The sequence below is a fragment of the Azospirillum sp. FG154 genome, from assembly GCF_057809575.1.
Genome location: NZ_JBMDKF010000018.1, coordinates 57,147 through 74,629, shown reverse-complemented (window position 1 = coordinate 74,629; position 17,483 = coordinate 57,147). Strand labels below are relative to the sequence as shown.

Annotated in this window: 15 protein-coding genes; 7 read left to right on the top strand and 8 right to left on the bottom strand. The window is 66.1% G+C overall.

What is annotated here, in order from left to right:
* The first annotated feature begins 3 nt into the window (after positions 1–3).
* The 3 genes from ACODS4_RS19545 to ACODS4_RS19535 are packed head-to-tail and all read left to right on the top strand — an operon-like array spanning position 4 to position 3,889.
* Positions 4–1,485 carry a class I adenylate-forming enzyme family protein gene (locus tag ACODS4_RS19545; protein WP_488866599.1) on the top strand — a complete coding sequence of 494 codons (1,482 nt, stop codon included), beginning with the start codon at positions 4–6 and terminating at the stop codon, positions 1,483–1,485.
* Entirely contained in the window at positions 1,482–2,654 is a 1,173-nt protein-coding gene (locus ACODS4_RS19540) for a thiolase family protein (protein ID WP_488866597.1), read from the top strand. Before ACODS4_RS19545 ends, ACODS4_RS19540 begins: the two co-directional genes overlap by 4 nt.
* Positions 2,651–3,889, top strand: coding sequence for an MFS transporter (locus ACODS4_RS19535; protein ID WP_488866595.1), 1,239 nt, complete (start codon positions 2,651–2,653; stop codon positions 3,887–3,889). The genes ACODS4_RS19540 and ACODS4_RS19535 overlap by 4 nt, the downstream gene beginning before the upstream one ends.
* A gap of 57 nt (positions 3,890–3,946) precedes the next feature.
* On the opposite strand, the gene ACODS4_RS19530 is transcribed toward ACODS4_RS19535, so the two are convergent.
* Positions 3,947–6,385, bottom strand: coding sequence for a methyl-accepting chemotaxis protein (locus ACODS4_RS19530; protein ID WP_488866593.1), 2,439 nt, complete (start codon positions 6,383–6,385; stop codon positions 3,947–3,949).
* A gap of 70 nt (positions 6,386–6,455) precedes the next feature.
* The gene (locus ACODS4_RS19525; RefSeq protein WP_488866591.1) at positions 6,456–6,980 is read right to left on the bottom strand and encodes a hypothetical protein; all 525 of its coding nucleotides are present in this window, start codon (positions 6,978–6,980) and stop codon (positions 6,456–6,458) included.
* Positions 6,981–7,440: 460 nt separating this feature from the next.
* Between ACODS4_RS19525 and ACODS4_RS19520 the strand changes: the two genes are divergently transcribed.
* Together ACODS4_RS19520 and ACODS4_RS19515 are read left to right on the top strand one after the other, a co-directional pair.
* Positions 7,441–8,244 (top strand): crotonase/enoyl-CoA hydratase family protein, encoded by an 804-nt coding sequence (locus ACODS4_RS19520; protein WP_488866589.1) that lies wholly within the window; start codon positions 7,441–7,443, stop codon positions 8,242–8,244.
* Between the two features lie 31 nt (positions 8,245–8,275).
* Entirely contained in the window at positions 8,276–9,052 is a 777-nt protein-coding gene (locus ACODS4_RS19515) for an SDR family NAD(P)-dependent oxidoreductase (protein ID WP_488866587.1), read from the top strand.
* 7 nt (positions 9,053–9,059) lie between these two features.
* Here the strand turns inward: ACODS4_RS19515 and ACODS4_RS19510 are convergent, their stop codons facing one another.
* Positions 9,060–9,671: a MarR family winged helix-turn-helix transcriptional regulator gene (locus ACODS4_RS19510; protein WP_488866585.1), complete on the bottom strand. Its 612-nt coding sequence runs from the start codon at positions 9,669–9,671 to the stop codon at positions 9,060–9,062.
* 188 nt (positions 9,672–9,859) lie between these two features.
* Between ACODS4_RS19510 and ACODS4_RS19505 the strand changes: the two genes are divergently transcribed.
* Positions 9,860–10,735 carry an amidohydrolase family protein gene (locus ACODS4_RS19505; protein WP_488866583.1) on the top strand — a complete coding sequence of 292 codons (876 nt, stop codon included), beginning with the start codon at positions 9,860–9,862 and terminating at the stop codon, positions 10,733–10,735.
* 113 nt (positions 10,736–10,848) lie between these two features.
* Here ACODS4_RS19505 and ACODS4_RS19500 read toward each other — a convergent pair whose 3' ends face one another.
* A complete protein-coding gene (locus tag ACODS4_RS19500; RefSeq protein WP_488866581.1) occupies positions 10,849–12,702 on the bottom strand; it encodes a feruloyl-CoA synthase in 1,854 nt (617 codons plus the stop codon).
* 217 nt (positions 12,703–12,919) lie between these two features.
* Here ACODS4_RS19500 and ACODS4_RS19495 point away from each other — a divergent pair, with 217 nt between their 5' ends.
* Entirely contained in the window at positions 12,920–13,612 is a 693-nt protein-coding gene (locus ACODS4_RS19495; protein ID WP_488866579.1) for a GntR family transcriptional regulator, read from the top strand.
* Here the strand turns inward: ACODS4_RS19495 and ACODS4_RS19490 are convergent.
* The 4 genes from ACODS4_RS19490 to ACODS4_RS19475 all read right to left on the bottom strand — a co-directional run bounded on the left by ACODS4_RS19490 (position 13,600) and on the right by ACODS4_RS19475 (position 17,428).
* A complete protein-coding gene (locus tag ACODS4_RS19490; protein ID WP_488866577.1) occupies positions 13,600–14,361 on the bottom strand; it encodes a substrate-binding periplasmic protein in 762 nt (253 codons plus the stop codon). The two genes, ACODS4_RS19495 and ACODS4_RS19490, sit on opposite strands and share 13 nt — an antisense overlap.
* A 153-nt stretch (positions 14,362–14,514) precedes the next feature.
* A complete protein-coding gene (locus ACODS4_RS19485; protein ID WP_488866575.1) occupies positions 14,515–15,438 on the bottom strand; it encodes a SphA family protein in 924 nt (307 codons plus the stop codon).
* Positions 15,439–15,620: 182 nt separating this feature from the next.
* The gene (locus ACODS4_RS19480; protein ID WP_488866573.1) at positions 15,621–16,619 is read right to left on the bottom strand and encodes a fumarylacetoacetate hydrolase family protein; all 999 of its coding nucleotides are present in this window, start codon (positions 16,617–16,619) and stop codon (positions 15,621–15,623) included.
* The gene (locus ACODS4_RS19475; protein WP_488866571.1) at positions 16,616–17,428 is read right to left on the bottom strand and encodes a cyclase family protein; all 813 of its coding nucleotides are present in this window, start codon (positions 17,426–17,428) and stop codon (positions 16,616–16,618) included. The genes ACODS4_RS19480 and ACODS4_RS19475 overlap by 4 nt, the downstream gene beginning before the upstream one ends.
* Positions 17,429–17,483: the final 55 nt, after the last annotated feature.

Here is a 17,483-nt window from a genome sequence, read left to right as displayed (position 1 = left end):
CCGATGAGCCTCGCCCACCCCTTCGCCGAGGCGGCCACGCGCGCCCCGGATCGCCCCGCCTTGACCTTTGACGGCGCGCCGCTGAGCTATGGCGCGCTGTTCGACGCCGTGGCGCGGGCGGGGGCGGGCGTCGCCGCCCTCAAACACACCGCCCTCAAACACGCCAAGGGCAAACACGCCAAGGGCGCGCCGCCGCGCGTCGCCCTGCGGCTGGGCAACCGGGCGGAACTGCTGGCGCTGTTTTTCGGAATCGTCGCGGCGGGGGGCGTCGTCGCCCTGCTCGATCCGAAATGGAGCGCCGAGCAAAGCGCCAGCGCGCTCGCCACCCTGCAACCGGATCTGCTGCTGGACGACGCCAGCGTCGCCGCGTGGTTGGACGCGCAGCCCGGCGGTTGGAGCTTGCCGTCGGTCGATCCGGCCACGCCCTTTCTCATTGGTTTCACCTCCGGCACCACCGGGCGGCCCAAGGCCTTCATCCGCAACCAAGGCTCTTGGCTGGCGACGCTCGACGCCAGCCGGGCGGAGTTCGGCATCGGCGCCGACGACGCCGTTCTGGTGCCGGGGCCGCTGGTCCATGGGCTTGGCCTGTATGGCGCGGTCGAAGGGCTGTCGGTGGGGGCCGCCGTCCATGTCCAACCGAAATTCGACGCCGCCGACGCCGCGCGGCGGCTGGCCGATCCGGGCGCGGCGATCACGACGTTGGTCGTCGTTCCCACCATGCTGGTCGGCATCCTCGACGCGGCGGAGCGGCAGAGCCTGCGCTTTCCGGCCCTGCGCCGCGTCGTCTGCTCCGGGGCCAAGCTCGCCCCCGCCGCGCATGAACGGCTGCTCGCCCGCTGCCCCGGCGTGGTGGTTCTGGAATATTACGGCGCGTCGGAGCTGAGCTTCGTCAGCCTGCGCGATTCCCGTGAAGGCGCGCCACCCGACAGCGTCGGCCGCCCCTTCCACGGGGTGGAGCTGTCCTTGCGCGACGACGACGGCCAGCCGGTTCCCACGGGCCAGCCCGGCACGGTGTGGGTGCGGAGCGCCATGCTCAGCGACGGCTACATCGGCGGATCGGACGGATCGGGCTTTCGCGCGCAAAACGGTTGGGGAACGGTCGGCGATTATGGTTGGCTCGACGGGCAGGGTTGGCTGCGGCTGATCGGGCGGGCGGGCGACATGCTGATTTCCGGCGGCCTGAACGTCTACCCGGCGGAGGTCGAAGCCGCCCTTCGCGCCCATCCGGCGGTGGCCGAGGCCGTGGTCTTCGGCCTGCCCGATCCCTATTGGGGCGACGCGGTGTCCGCCGTGCTGTGGTGGCGCGGAACCGACCGCGCGTCGTCCGCCGATCTGCGCGCCTGGTGTCACGAACGGCTGGAAGGCTACAAGGCCCCCCGGCGCGTCTTCGCGGCGACCGACACGCCGCTGACCGGCAGCGGCAAGATCGCCCGCGCCGACGTGCGCGACCGCGCCCGCGCGGGCGGCTTGGAGGAGATCGCATGAGCGACCGCGCCATCATCGTCGCCGCGCGGCGCAGCCCGGTCGGGCGCGTCGGCGGCAGCCTGCGGGAGTTGCCGGTCGAGGCGTTGGCCGCCCCGGTGATCCGCGCCGTCCTGGCGGACGCCGGGCTGGATGGGGCGGAGGTTGACGACGTGCTGTTGGGCAACGCCGTCGGTCCCGGCGGCAACGTCGCCCGGCTGTCGGCGCTGGCCGCCGGGCTGCCGGTCTCCGTGCCGGGGGTGACGGTGGACCGCCAATGCGGGTCAGGGTTGGAGGCGATCAACCTCGCCGCCCGGCTGATCCAGGCGGGGGCCGGGGACGTCTTTCTGGCGGGCGGGGTGGAGAGCGTCAGCACCGCACCCTGGCGCGTCGCCAAACCGACCAGCCTCTACCGCAGCCCGGTCTTTTATGACCGCGCTCGTTTCGCACCCGATTGCATTGGCGATCCGTCGATGGGCGAAGCCGCCGAAAACGTCGCCGCCGCCTATGGAATCAGCCGGGAGCGCCAGGATTTCTACGCCCTGAACAGCCACCGCAAGGCGGTCGTCGCGCAGGAGTCCGGTCGTTTCGCCCGCGAAATCGTCCCGATGATCCTGCCCGACGGGCGGATCATCGACCGCGACGACTGCCCGCGCGCCGACAGCAGCCTCGCCAAGCTGGCCAGCCTGCCCCCGGTCTTCCGCGAGGGCGGCAGCGTCACGGCGGGCAACGCCTGCCCGGTAAACGACGGCGCGGCGGTGGTCGTTGTCGTTTCGGAACGAAAATTCCGCGCGCTGAACCTGACGCGCGGCCTGTGGGTCGTCGATTCCCAGGCGGCGGGCGTCGATCCCAAGCTGCTGGGAACCGGGCCGATCCCGGCGGTGAAAAAGCTGTTGGCCCGCCATCCGGGCCTGAGCGTCGCCGACATTGATTTGGTCGAGTTCAACGAGGCCTTCGCCGCGCAGGTTCTCGCCAGCCTCGACGCGCTGGGCGTGGACGAGGCGCGCGTGTGCGTCGGCGGCGGCGCGCTGGCGCTCGGCCACCCCTATGGCGCGTCGGGGGCCATTTTGATGACCCGGCTGTTTTCCGAAATCCTCACCCCAACCGGCCCGACGCGGCCCCGGCGCGGCTTGGCCACGCTGGGCATTGGCGGCGGCTTGGGGCTGGCAACCTTGGTGGAACCGATTTCATGACCGCTGTTTCCCAGTCCGGGAGCGCCTTTCGCTCGGCCTTCCGTCACCGGGCCTTCGCCCTGTTCTGGACCGCGCGCGTCTGCTCGATGCTGGCGATCCAAATGCAGGTGGTCGCGGTCGGCTGGCAAATCTACGACATGACCAGCGACCCGCTGGATCTGGGGCTGGTCGGGCTGTTCCAGTTCCTGCCGTCGCTGGCCTTGGCCCTGTTCGCCGGGCATGTGGTGGACAGCCATGACCGCAAACGCATCCTGTTCGGCGCGTTGACCACCGAATGCGTGGCGGTGGCCGGGCTGTTCGCGGCGACGCTGGCGGGCGCCCTGTCGCCGACGGCGATCTTCGCCACCGTGGCCTTGATCGGCGTGGCCAAGGCGTTCGAGGGACCGGCCAACCAAGCCCTGCTCTCAGCCATGGTGCCGTTGGAGGATCTGCCCAACGCCGTCGCCTGGCAATCGTCGGGCGTCCAGGTCGCGCAAATCTCCGGCCCGGCGCTGGGCGGGTTGCTCTACATCGCGGGGCCAGCGGTGGTCTATGGCGTCAGCGCGGCGATGCTGCTGGTCGCGGTTCTGTTGATTCTGGCGACCCGCCCGCGCCCCGTCACCATGGTGCGCCGGTCGATGAGCTGGTCCACGCTGCTGGCCGGGGCGGCCTTCATCCGCAGCCGCCCGGAAATCCTTGGCGCCATCTCGCTCGACCTGTTCGCGGTGCTGCTGGGCGGGGCGACGGCGCTGTTGCCGATCTACGCCCGCGACATCCTGCATGTCGGCCCCTGGGGGCTGGGGCTGCTGCGCAGCGCGCCCGCGCTGGGGGCGCTGGTCATGGCGGTGGCGATCACCCGCTGGGGCGTGCGGCGCCACGCCGGGCGTTGGATGTTGATCGCGGTGGCCGGGTTCGGCGTGGCGACCATCCTGTTCGGCCTGTCCGCCGACCCGGTCCTGTCCTTCATCGCCCTGCTGGCGGTGGGGGCGACCGATCAAGTCAGCATGTTCGTGCGCCAAACCCTGATCCAACTGTCCACCCCCGACGACATGCGCGGGCGGGTCGGCGCGGTGGCGTCGCTGTTCATCGGCGCGTCGAACCAGTTGGGCGAGTTTGAATCCGGCGCGGCGGCTGCGGCCTTCGGCGCGGTGACGGCGGTGGTCGCGGGCGGCGTCGGCGCGGTCGGTCTGGCCGTCGTCTGGGCGTGGCGCTTCCCAGCCCTGCGCCGGATCGACCGCTTGTCAGACACCAAGTGACGCGACGCGTGGCGCGGATCAACCTCCGCGCCACGCGCGCCAACCTGTGGGGTCCGGTTACGCGGCCAGCGGCGCGCGGCCTCGCGTCGTGTCCTCAAAGTAACGCTGGAAACGCTCGTCGTCCGCCCCGCTCAGGTCAAACGACAGGCGAACGCCCCCTTCAGTCCCGATCACCAGAGCCGGGATCTCGCGGTCATAGCCCAACAGACGCAGGCTGACCCGCGCATTCGCCGGAATCCCCGTCGTCGTCGTCAACAGCGCCCCGCCCGCCGACAGATTTTCAACCATCACCGTCTGCGCCCGCCCGCCAACGGTCAGACTGCCGACCTGATTGACGGCGAAACGCTGGGCGCGGCGGCGGTCGGCGTCGCGGGTGGATGTGCGGATGACGCGCACGATTTCCGTGCGCAGCGCGGCGATGCTGACCGCCACCTCATCGGCTTTGGCCCGCACATCGGCGGCGGCGGCCCCGGTGGATTGCGCGTCGTTCGACACAATTTCGATGCGGGAGCTGACCAGCCTTGCGGCCGTCGCGGTTTCGGTGACGTTGCGTGAAATGTCGCGGGTGGCGGCGGCCTGCTGGGTCACGCCCCCGGCGACGGTCGCGGCGATTTCGTCGATTTCGCCAATCCGCCCGGTCATCTTGTCCACCATCGACACTGCGGCCCCGGTGGCGTTGCGCACCTCGGCGATTTGCCGGGCGATGTCGTCGGTGGCCTTCGCCGTCTGGTTGGCCAGCGCCTTGACCTCGCTGGCGACGACGGCGAAACCCTTGCCCGCCTCCCCCGCCCGCGCCGCCTCGATGGTGGCGTTCAGCGCCAGCAGGTTGGTTTGACCGGCGATGTTGGCGATCAAGGTGGCCATGTCGCCAATCCGGCTGACCGTATCGCTGAGCGACAGAATGGCGCGCTGCGCCTCGGCGCTCAGACTGACCGTTTCACGGGTGACGGCGCTGGCGCCGCTGATCTGGCGGCTGATTTCCTGGATCGAAGCGGACAATTCCTCCGCCGCCGCCGACACGGTTTCGGCGTTGGCCAACGCCTGCCGGGCGGCGGACGCCACCTCTTGCGAATGTTCGCCCACGCGGCCCGCCGCCTCCGCCATCTGGCGGGCGTTGTCGGTCATCTCCTGGGTGCGGTCGGAAATGGCGCTCACCGCGATTTGGCTTTCCTGCTCGACCGTGCTGGCCATCGATTCCAGCGCGGCCAGACGCTGCTGTTCGGCCTGTTCCCGCAATGTCTCCTGTTCGGCGCGCAACGCGTTGTTGTCGATCGCATTTTTCAGGAATTGCGCGACGCTCGCCGCCATGGCGCCGATTTCGCCGCCCCGGTTCAGCTCCGGCACAGTGACGCTGGTGTCGCCGCCCGCCAGACGGTCCATCACCTGGGTGATTCGGCCAAGCGGCCCGGCCAACGCGCGGGTCAGAATCCAGGAGACCAGCCCCGCCACCAACAGCCCCAGAACGCTGACCACCACGGTGATGAGCCGGGTCTTGTCGCGAATCTCAAAAACATTCGCCGTGCCCTCATCCAGCCCCTGGCGCGCCTCGTCGTTCAACAGAACGATGGCCTCCCGCAATTGGCCATAGCTGCCGTCCATCGCCTCAATGCCCGCGTGCTCGTTCCGATCAATGTCCGCCATCAAGGGAGAGGCATAGTCGATCACCTCGTCAAGAGCGTGAGAGGCCTGTTGCAAGGATCGCCCGCGCTGCTTGTCGAAAATCGACTGCTTGTTGTCCGTCGACGCCGCGTTGATCTGGCGGGCGGTCTCATGCATCTTTCCGTCAAGTTTGGCGTATTGGTCAAAGAGCTTGACCAGTTTCGGGTCCTGCGGCTTGTAGACTTGCAGCATCCGGGCGAAATCGCTTTTGTCCGGGTCCATGTTTCCTGTGAACGGCGTGTCGAAACGCGCCGCTTCCCCCAGCGCTTCGGCCCATTTGGCCTGCTTGGCCTTCAACAGATAAGCGTATCGCCCGACATCCCACAGCACGTCATCCAGCTTGAAACTGTAGGCCATGCGGGCGTCATGCAGTTTCACGGTTTCGCGCGCCTGAGCGGCGAAGGTCCGCATCGCCGCCACCGCCTTTTCCGCCAGGGGCCGGGCGTCAAGCGTCAGGCGTTGCGGAATTTGCAGGGTGACGCCCTTTTCCGTCCACAGACGACCGGCGGCGGAGGATCGGAAGCCGTCGGAATCGGTTCCGTCCCGCACCATCAGAAAATTCATTTCGGCAAGGGCCAACTCCTCGTCCAGAGCCTTCAACGCCGCCGGATCGGAGTGAGGGGATTGCAGGATCAGATGCACGTCGGTGATCGCCCGCAACGCCCGCACCCGCCCTTCCTGCACAGCGGTCATAATGGGAACATCGCCCCCCAACGTGTCTTCAACCTCCGCCGACATCCGCCCGGTTGACAGATAACCGACCGCGCCGGGGATTGACGACACCAGGACGGCGGTGGCGAACCCGGCGACCAACTTGCTTCGGATCGATGTCAACATGGTGGGCCTCAAACTTGCGGAAACGGGCGTTGGGGCGTGATTCAGTTCAATCAATCGGTCGGAAGCCCACTCACTTCGCCTTGCGCAGCTTTTCCGAATGCTCCAACACCTCGTTCAACTCGCCCTTGGCTTCGGCCAAATCCTGCTTGCTCTTGCTGGTTTGCCAAGCCTTGATGAAGGTGTAGGCGCGGGCCGGATGCACGACGACGTCGATGTGATTGCGGGTCTTGCTGAACTGGTCCAAAGACTTCAGCGGAAAGCCCACCGCGTCGCCCGCGTCGCCGGCGTCGCCCCATTTGGCTTCCAACTGGTCGGGGGTCATCCCCTTCATGCCTTCGGCGCTGGCCGCCAGCAGATCCATGATCTTCGCCTCGGCGGGATTGTCCTTGGCGTATTCCTTGCCGGCTTCGACCCCCATCGCCATCAACTTTTCCTGGCGCGCCAACGACGCCGCCGGATCCGTGATCGTCCCGGTCAGCAATTCACGGATGGATTCCGTCGCCGCCGCCTTGTAGGCGTCGACGTCAAACGCCATCGCCGACAGCGGGGTGAACAGGATGGCGGCGGCCAGGATGCTTTTGATCTTGCGGCTCATGCGATTGTCTCCTCGCCATTCCCGGATGGCGTTTTCTTTTGTGACGCGGCTCGCTTCTCGAATGATTCGGTCGCGCGGCCTGTGGCGTCTTGTCACAGCAATTGGCGGGCCAACTCATGACCGTTTCAGATTTTTTGACGGCCCCTAAGATTCCTCAAGGTTCTGTCGGTCTATTCTCCCGTTTGTCCGACCAAAAATGTCCCGTCTTTTTGCGTTTTCAAAGCAACTTGGCTCGCAAAATGCGATCAACGTCTCGATTTGGAAATTTGCAAGCCTTCCGTTTGATCGAGCGAACCGTAACAAACGAAGCCCGCGCGTTCGGTTCGACGCCACGCCCGCGACCATCGTGAAGGCCCGCATGGCCCATGCGCGTCCAGCGCGGCCTTCAGAGCGGTTGACCGGCGCCGCTCAAACTGTTATTTAATATAACCATCATTCAGAAGAATTAAATGGTGACGCCATGCCCCCGACCGAGCCAATCCTGACCGGCATCCTGCCCGCCTCCTTGCGCGCCGAACAGAGCGGCGCGGTCGCCATCTTGCGGTTGGACCGCCCGGAAAAGCGCAACGCGCTGAACGACGAAACCATTCTTGGCATGGAGGCTTTCTTCGCCGCCCTGCCGGACAGCGTGAAGGCGGTGGTGCTGGCCACCGACGGCGACAATTTCTCCGCCGGTCTGGACCTGTCGGAATTGTCGGAGCGCAGCACGGTGGAGGGCGTGACCCATTCCATGATGTGGCACCGGGTGTTCGAGCGGATCGAGTTCGGGCGCGTGCCAGTCGTTTCGGTCCTGAAGGGGGCCGTCGTCGGCGGCGGGCTGGAACTGGCCTGCGCCACCCACGTCCGCGTCGCCGAGCGCGGGGCTTACTTCGCCTTGCCCGAGGGCCAACGCGGCATCTTCGTCGGCGGCGGCGGCTCCATTCGGTTGCCGCGCTTGATCGGCGTGTCGCGGATGGCCGACATGATGCTGACCGGGCGCGTCCATGACGCCGAGGCCGCTTACGCCATGGGCCTCGCCCAATATCTGGTGGAGCCGGGCGACGGGTTGGCCAAGGCGCTGGAGTTGGCCGGAAAGATCGCCGCGAACGCGCCGATCACCAACTTCGCCGTCATCCACGCCCTGCCCCGCATCGCCGAAGCCGACCCCCGCCAGGGCTTCATGATGGAGGCGCTGATGGCCGCCGTCGCCCAGGGCAGCGACGACGCCAAGGACCGGCTGCGCGCCTTCCTGGAAAAGCGCGCCAAGAAAGTCACCGAATTCTGACCATCCGGCAAAACGAAAAGGACCGCGCACCATGAACATCCAGGGACAGGCCGCCATCGTCACCGGCGGCGGATCGGGTTTGGGCGCGGCGACGGCGCGCGCGCTGGCCGCCGCCGGGGCCAAGGTCGCGGTGTTTGACGTCAACGCCGACGCCGCCCGCGCGGTGGCGGCGGAACTCAACGGCGGCGTTGGCGGCGGCGTCGGCGTCGCCTGCGACGTCACCGACCCGAACAGCGCCATCGCGGCGTTGGCGACGGCGCGCGAAGCCCATGGACCAGCCCGCGTGCTGGTCAATTGCGCGGGAATCGGCGTCGCCAAGCGGATCTTGGGCCGCGACGGGCCACAGCCGCTGGAGGATTTCGCCCGCGTCGTTCAGGTCAATCTGATCGGCAGCTTCAACATGCTGCGCTTGGCGGCGTCCGACATGGCGACGCTCGACCCGCTGGCGGACGGGGAACGCGGAGTCGTCGTCTCCACCGCGTCGGTCGCCGCGTTCGAGGGGCAGGTCGGGCAAGCCGCCTACGCCGCGTCCAAGGGCGGCATCGCGTCCCTGACCCTGCCCGCTGCCCGCGAGTTGGCGCAGTTCGGCATCCGCGTGCTGGCCATCGCCCCCGGCCTGTTCCTCACCCCGATGATGCGCAATTTGCCGGACGAGGTTCAGGCCAGCCTTGGCGCCTCGATCCCCTTCCCCAAGCGGTTGGGCAAGCCGGAGGAGTTCGCCGATCTGGTGGCCCATTGCGTCGCCAACCCGGCGTTGAACGGCGAGGTCATCCGGCTGGACGGCGCGCTGCGGTTGCCGCCGCGCTGACCTTCGGTCAGATCGGTTCGGCGGCGGGTTTGGCCGCCCGTCGCCCACGCGGCTTGGCCGTGGGCGGCGGCAGTTCGGCGAGATCAACCTCGTCCAGGCCAGACGCGCCGCCGAATCCATCCAGGCCGGTCAACAACGCCAACAACTGCGCCCGGCCATCGCCGCCCAGCTTGTCCTGAATCCGCTGTTCGTGCTGCTCCCACAACAGGCTCAGCTCCTTCAGCAGGACCACGCCCTTCGGCGTCAAATGCAGCGCGTGGGACCGGCGATCCATCGCCGCCATCTTGCGCTTGACCAGCCCGCGATCCTCCAGGGAATCGAGCAGCGGCACAAAGTTGGTCCGCTTGATGCTGAGCGCGGCGCTGACCTGCGATTGCTTCAAGCCAGGGTTCCGCCCGACGATGACCAGAACCGAAAATTGCGCCGGTCGGATGTCGGCGGCGGCGAAGGTCGCGATGAAGTCGGCGAAAACCGCCATCTGCGCCCGCTTCAGCAAAAAGCCCACCGATTCGCCCAGCACGCCGTAATCAATCGCCGCATCGCCGTCCGGCTCCGGGCTGGTGGTCGATGAAACGGGAGCACGGCGAGCGGTGGAGCGGGTTGGGCGACTGCCGGTCATTTCTTTGCGACTCTGGTGCGGAAACGAGCGGTGATCGTAACAGAGGTCGCCGCGATATGGTATCGCCATAAATGTTATTTTCCATTATAGTAACTAGAAGATGATTTTCCGTCTGCCGACGCAGTGTCAATCGCAGCGCCCACCATCATCCTGAACCATCCCAGAGCCGGAAGGCCGGAGACCCCACCATGAACGTCGACGAACTTGTCGCCATCGACATCCACACCCACGCCGAAAAATCCTGCCGCGCCCCGCTTCTGGAAGAAGCCTTGGCGATGGAGGAGGCGAAGGCGAAATACTTCAAGAATGATTTGGGCCAGCCGGGCATCCCGGAAATCGCCGAGTATTACCGCCAGCGCAAGATGGCCTGCGTCATCTTCCCCGTGGACGCCGAATGCTGCACCGGCATGCCGCGCGTCCCCAACGACGAGGTGGCCGAACTGGTCGCCCAAAACAAGGACGTGATGATTCCGTTCGCCAGCATCGACCCGGCGCGCGGCAAGATGGGAGTCCGCGAAGCGCGCAAGTTGATCGAACAGTACGGCGTGCGCGGATTCAAATTCCATCCGACCGTTCAGGGCTTTTATCCCAACGACCGCATGGCCTACCCGCTCTATGAAGTCATCGCCGAACACAAGCTGCCCGCCCTGTTCCACACCGGCCAGACCGGCATCGGGGCGGGCATGCCGGGCGGCGCCGGTCTGCGCCTGAAATACTCCAACCCGATGCATATGGACGACGTCGCGGCGGATTTCCCCGACATGCCGATCATCCTCGCCCACCCCTCCTTCCCCTGGCAGGAAGAGGCGCTGGCGGTGGCGACCCACAAGCCGAACGTCTACATCGACCTGTCCGGTTGGTCGCCCAAATATTTCCCGGCGATTCTGGTCCAGTACGCCAACAGCCTGTTGAAGCACAAGGTTCTGTTCGGGTCCGACTTCCCGCTCATCACCCCGGATCGCTGGATCGCCGATTTCAACAAGCTGCCGATCAAGGACGAGGTGCGCCAACTGATCCTGAAGGACAACGCCGTCAAACTGCTTGGCCTGAAAAACGCCGCCTGATCCGGCGCGGAACGCCGAGCCGCCGAAAAAAAGAACCGGGCGCCGCAAAGCGCCCGGTTTTCAGTGTCTGCGCGGCTTGGAAGGGAGGCTGCGCAGGATGAAGCTGCGAAACATCACCCGTCGATGGAAATGACCTGCGGCCCGGGGGCTGGGTCGTAGAGGGACTCGACCAAGGCGGCGCGGTTCTTCAACACCGCGCGCTGGTTGATCGACCCCTTGTCGGTGATCTCGCCGACGTCGAGCGAGGGCGGCTCGCTCAACAGAACGGCGCGGACGACGCGGGTTGAACTGCCGGTGCTGCCCCCGGCCAAGCTGGACAGCAAGGCGCGGAAGCGCACCAGAACCACATGGTCGTTCAAAACCTCGGCCAACGTCGCCGACGGCTCCAAATGCGGGCACAACTCCCGACAGGACGCCGCGTGCGGGAAGATCATGATGGCGATGTCGTCGCGGTCATGCCCGGCGACCACCACATCCTCGACCAACGGGGCGCAATGCTGGATCACCTGCGCCCGCAAGGTTCCGACGCTGACCCAGGTTCCAGTGGCCAGCTTGAAATCCTCGGCGATGCGGCCATCGAAGACGAAGCCTTCGTCGATGTTGTCCGGGTCGGCGAAACGGATGGCGTCGCCCAGACAGTAGAAGCCTTCTTCGTCAAACGCCTTGCCGCTCAGCTCCTCTTGCCGCCAATAGCCCGGCGTGACGCTCGGCCCCTTGATCCGCGCCTCCAGCTTGTCGCCCGACGGCACCAGCTTCACCACCACGTCGGGCATCGGCAGGCCGATGCGGCCCGGCTGGTCGTATTGGCGGTTGGCGTTCAGCGCCATCGGCCCGGTTTCCGTCGCGCCCAACCCGGTCAGCATGACGATGCGCTCGCCCACCGCGCGGATCGCCAACTCGTCCAGCTTGCGCCAGACATGGGGGGCGAGACCGGCGCCGGCGTAGAACAGAACCTTGACCCGGCGGAAAAAGCGCTCGCACAGGTCGGGATCGGCCTCCAGATGCGGCAACAGAGCCTCATAGCCCTTGGGCACGTTGAAATACATGGTCGGCGAGACGTCGCGCAGGTTCCGCACGGTGACGTCGACGCCGCTGCCCATCGGCTTGCCCTCGTCGATGTAGAGCGTCCCGCCGTTGTTCAGGGCGATGCCGAAATTGTGGTTGCCGCCGAAGGTGTGGTTCCACGGCAGCCAATCAACCAAAACCGGCGGTTCGTCACGCAGAAAGGCGAAGAGATAGGCCAGAATCTCCTGGTTGCTGCACAGCATGCGCTGGGTGTTGATGACCCCCTTGGGCATGCCGGTGGATCCCGAGGTGAACAGGATCTTGGCGATGGTGTCCGGGCCAACCCGGTCATGGGCGGCGTCCACCGCCGCCGTCACCGGGGTTTTGAGCAGATCGTCAAACAGGGTCACGCGCAAATCGTCGGGCGGGTTGCGGGCGATGACCAAATCGGCGTCCGGCGGCACGGCGACGCGGAAGGCCCGCTCGAACCGATGGCCGTCGTCGGCGTAGACCAGCCCCGGCGGGAACAGCCCCAGCACATGGCGCAGCTTGCCGAAATCGCTGCTGACGAGCGAATAGGCGGGCGACACCGGGGCGTACGGCACGCCGACATATTGCGCCGCCAACATCATCAGCGCGTGTTCGACGCTGTTGTTGGACAGCACCACCACGCCGCGCGTGACCGACAGGCCACGATCCAGAAAGGCTTGCCCCAGGGCGCGCACGCTCGCCAGCGCTTGGGCGTAGGTGATCTCCCGCCATGCGCCATCTGCGCCGCGCTGGGCCAAGAACAGCCGGTCGGGCGTCGCGCGCGCCCAATGCTCCAACCGCAGAGTCAGCTTGTCGGGATAGGGCGGCAACCGTTGCGCGGCGCTCACCAGCGCGACGCCATCGGGGCGGCGCTCGACCGACACGTCGAGAGCGCCCAGGTGAACCGCGCGTGTCGGAATCGTTTTTGGCAACACGTCCTCCCTTCGGGCGTGCGGCGGCGTCGCCGCTTATTTGAAATTCTCAATAACTGTTATTAAACATACCAATTTGGTTGGCGGAGTCAATGGTCATGATGCGCTATTTTGTCCAGCGCATCGCCAAAACCCAGTTTCTCGATAAAATGGCCTTGACGGTGGTGAACAGGCTTTCGATTCTCCTGAGGCAGCGCACGGGACTGGAGCAAAAACAATGGCCGACACAGCCACCGAAGACACGCTGGCGAACGTCGCGGTTCAGCGGATCATCGACGACATCGTATCGGGCGCATTGGAACCCTGCGCCAAGTTGCGCATCGAATCGCTGAAAGAGCACTATGGCATGGGCGCGTCGCCCCTGCGTGAGGCGCTGTCGCGGCTGACCACGCTGGGATTCGTCACCAACGAAAGCCACCGGGGCTTTCGCGTCGCCCCGATGTCGGAAGCCGATCTTCAGGACATCACGCTGAACCGCCGAATGGTGGAGCGCGAGGCGCTGCTGCGCTCCATGCGCCGCGATGACGATGAATGGGAGGTTGGCGTCGTCGCCGCCTTCACCCGGCTGGAGCGCACGGTGGAACGGCTGCGCAGCGGCCAAGGGGCCGAGGCCGCCGATCTGGAGCGGGCGCACAAGCAGTTTCACGCCGCCGTGGTCGCCCATTGCGACTCCCCGCGCCTGCTGGGGTTGCACGACACGCTTTACGATCAGGCGCAACGTTACCGGCGGCTGATGATGCGCGGGATCCAGGATCTCGACGAGTTCCTGGATCACCACGCCATCCTGCTCAAGGCCCTGCTGGGCGGCGACGCCGACACGGCGGCCAACGCGCTGATCGAACACTTGAACCTGACTTTGAAATCCGTCTACCCGGACTCCAAAACCGGAACCGGGGCTCAGCGCACATAGGCCTTCATGCTGGACTCGACGAACCCCTCGGCGACCAGCGCTTGGGCAGCCCCTTTCAGCCGCTCAAGCAAACCGACCTGGGGCGAGGCCTTGGACAAGTAGAGCCACACGTCCAGCTTGTTGACGACTAGCGGCGGCGCGAATCTGGCCCGCGTCAACCCCATCTGAGTCGCCTCGAAATACAGCCCCATGTCTGGGCCGATCAACGCGTCCACCCGCTCCGCCATCAGCAGGCTCAGGCCGCTGGCGTAGCTCGACACCTCCTGTTTGCGGATTGCCGGGTTTTCGGTGATCCGGGGGTCATAGTTGGCGGCGCGCAGCAGAGCGACTGTCTTGCCCTCCAACCCAGAGACAGCGCCGATAGGCGCGCCGGGGCGGCTGAGGATGATGGTGGACAGCGGTTGCATCGGGGCCAACCGATGACCGATGGCGTCCGCCGCCGGAGAGGCGACCATGCCCGCCAGATCGGCCTGTCCTTCGGCCATCATCGCTGGAATGCGAACGCGCGGCAGCAGGATCGGTTCAACGGCGACCGCAGCGCGCTTGCCCAACGCGACCGCAACGTCGACCGCCGCGCCGACAGGCGACCCGTCCGGCCCTTTCATGCCAAACGGCGGCGCTTCAATCACCGCGACTTTCAGCGGTTCGGCGGCGGCCAAACCGACGACATTGATAAGCATGAGAAAGGCGGCGGCGACGGCGACCGCGCAAAGCCGCCATGGGATGTGGACGCTGCAAAAATTGGTCATGGACGTTCCCTCAATGTTTTTTTGGGTTGGTTTGCAAGGGGCCGCGCTTTTTGCCGGAGGAACGAAAATGGCCCGCCTGCGAACGCAGACGGGCCGTTCCCGATCCGTGCGATCCGACGCCGGCAGCCCGGCCCGGCATCGGACAAACGCAGGTCAAAACTTGTAGGCGGCGTTCAGCCAGAATTTTTGCCCGCCATAGGTGTTGCGGGTGAGAACCTCGCTCGTCGCCATGGCGGTGAAGCGGATCGGGCCGATCTGGCGCCCGACCAGCAGGCCAAGGGCCAACTGTTCCGGCTCCTTGAACACCGCGCCGCCGAAGGTCGCGCGACCGCCGTTGTTGCTGTCCGCCGTAACCTGTTTTTGATAATAACCGACCGGGCCGACCGTCCAGTCTTCGATGGTTTTCGTCACGGTCGCGTTGACGAACACCTGATCGCCGGAGAGGTATTTGTTTTTGTTGTTGCGGGTGTTGACGTCATAAAGCACCTGCAAGGACGCGTTCCAGCCGTCCTTCAAATAGGTGAATCCGACGCTCGGCTCCACCGTCCAGAAATTGCCGCCCAGATTGATCGCCGATCCCGCCGACCAGTTGCCCAACGGCAGATACACCCCGACCCCGGCGGTGACGTTGAAGCCATCTCCCAAATTCCAGGCGAGATCGAACGGCTGGATCTTCGGGTTGCCAAAGCCCGACGTATGCCAGGATCCCAGCCGCCCAACCGCCGTGGTCGTGCGATCCTGCTGGATGTCAAGGTAAGGCGCGGTGATGAAAGCCTTGTAGGTTCCGCCCAACAATTCGACGCCGGGAACCCAGGTCAATTGAACCGAATTGGAAAAAATCTTGGCCTTCTGGCCGTTGTAATGGCCGTCGTCGTCGTACAGTTTGGCCGTGTAATAAGCGGTGCGGTTGGTCAGATACACGCCCGGCGGCGGGTTGACGGCGATGGGCAAACCCATGGTCAAACCGGGCGGAATCATCGGCGCGACGCCGGGTTCACGGGCCAGCGCCGCGCCCGCCGCGACGCCGCAGCCGATGGCCGCCAGGCACAGGTTTTTGAGGAATCCTCTGATCGTCATCTGCGTCCTCCTGATGATCGTGTTTGTTTTTTAAGCGCGCGGAACCACGCCGGTTCGGCGCGCGCCGAACAGGAACCAGACCGGGCCGACGCGGCGTCGCAACGCCGCGCCAACCGGGCGGATTTGAAAAACTCAAACCGGAAGTGTTTGAAAAGGCGGGGCCGTCCTTCAGCCGCCGCTGGTCAACGCGCCGGACCGATCACCCGGTTGCGCAAAACGCCAATGCCCTGAACCTCAAGCTCGACCACGTCGCCGGGATTCAACCAGCGCCCGATCTCCAGCCCGCTGCCGCCGCCGACCGTTCCCGATCCCAGAAATTCGCCGGGATGCAGGGTTTCATCGCGCGACGCGTGGGCGATCATCGTTTCAAAGCTGTGGATCATCCCAGCCGACGTGTTGCGGCACCATTCCTCGCCATTCACCCGCGCGATCATGGTCAGGGCGTAGGGATCGGGCAATTCGTCGGGCGTGACGATCCACGGCCCCATGGCGTTGCCGCTGTCGAAATCCTTGCCCTTGCAGGGACCAAAGGGGCCGGACATTTCCAATTCCTGCGCGTCGCGGGCGGAAAAATCGTTGAAGATCGTGTAGCCGAAGATGTGCGCCTGGGCGTTCCCCGCGTTGATGTTGCGACCGGCGCGCCCGATGAAGACGCCGAACTCCAGCTCAAAATCCATCTTCCGGCAATAAGAGGGCCAACGCACCTCGGCGTCGGGACCAACCACGGTCATCCGGTTGGCCTTGTAATACAGCGGCTGGGTGTAGAACACCGGCGGCAGGCGAATGTCGGCGGGGGTCGGCAGCGGTCCCGTATCCCCCGTGCGCTCGGCCCGCAGCCGGGCGATGGCGGCCCCCGCCTGCTTCATGTGCTGCTCGAACACCGAGAAATCACGCATCTGGGTCGGGCGCGGCACCGGGGCCAAAAGCCGGACGTCGGCCAAGCCGATCACCACCGGGTCGGCGCCAACCGACGTGTCGGCAAAGCGCTCCTCCAGCGCGCGGGCGCGGTCCAGCGCGGCCTCGCCCCCCTCCATCAGCGCGATCATGTCGGCGAAAGCCGGGTCGGGCGCCCCGCGCAGGGCGATGTGAGCGGCTTGAAGGTCGATCAGGCTGGCGTGGTCACGTCGCACCGCCGCGACGCGGGCCGTCCCGTCCGCCGCTTGAAAACTGGCCAGAATCATGGATTTGGAGCCTCGTCGTTGGGAAGGATGGCCACAGCGCGGGTGAAACCGGCGGATCCGCCCTTCAATTTGTAGGGGAAGCAACTGACCAGAAAGCCGCTGTCGGGCAGCGCGTCGAGGTTGGCGAGCTTTTCCATCTGGCAATAGCCGATGTCCCGCCCGGCCTTGTGGCCTTCCCAGATGATCGTCGGATCGCCGGTTTCCAGGAACCGCCGCCGAGTGTGGACGAAGGGCGCGTCCCAGCTCCAGGCGTCGGTGCCGACCACGCGCACGCCCTGGCGCAACAGCCACAGCGTGGCGTCCCGCCCAACGCCGCAGCCCCGGTCCACATAATCAGGCTGGCCATAGGCCGCGCCCGCCGCCGTGTTCACCAGCACGATGTCAAAGGGCTGGAGCGTGTAGCCCATCCGCTCGAACGCCGCCGCCATCTCCGCTTCGCTGACGACATGGCCGTCGGGACGGTCGCGGAAATCGACGCGGACGCCGGGTCGAAAGCACCAGTCGAGCGGCACCTCGTCGATGGTCATCGCCGGTTTGCCGCCGTCCATCGTCGAGGCGTAATGCCACGGCGCGTCCATGTGGGTGCCGCTGTGGCTGGTAATCGTCAGATCCTCGACCGCCCAGCCTTCCGCGTCGGGCAGATCCTCGGCCTTCAGGCCGGGGAAGATGGCGGTCAGATGTCCCGCCCCTTCTTGATGACCGATGTAATTGACCTTCGGGCGCAGCGGCGGCGGATCCGACGGCGTCGCCGGATCCAGAGCCACCGACAGGTCGATAAAGCGGCCCATCACCATGGCGGCGCCTCGCATGAACGGTTATTGGCTGGAATTGTTGATCTCACAAACAGACGACGCTGTAAACGGC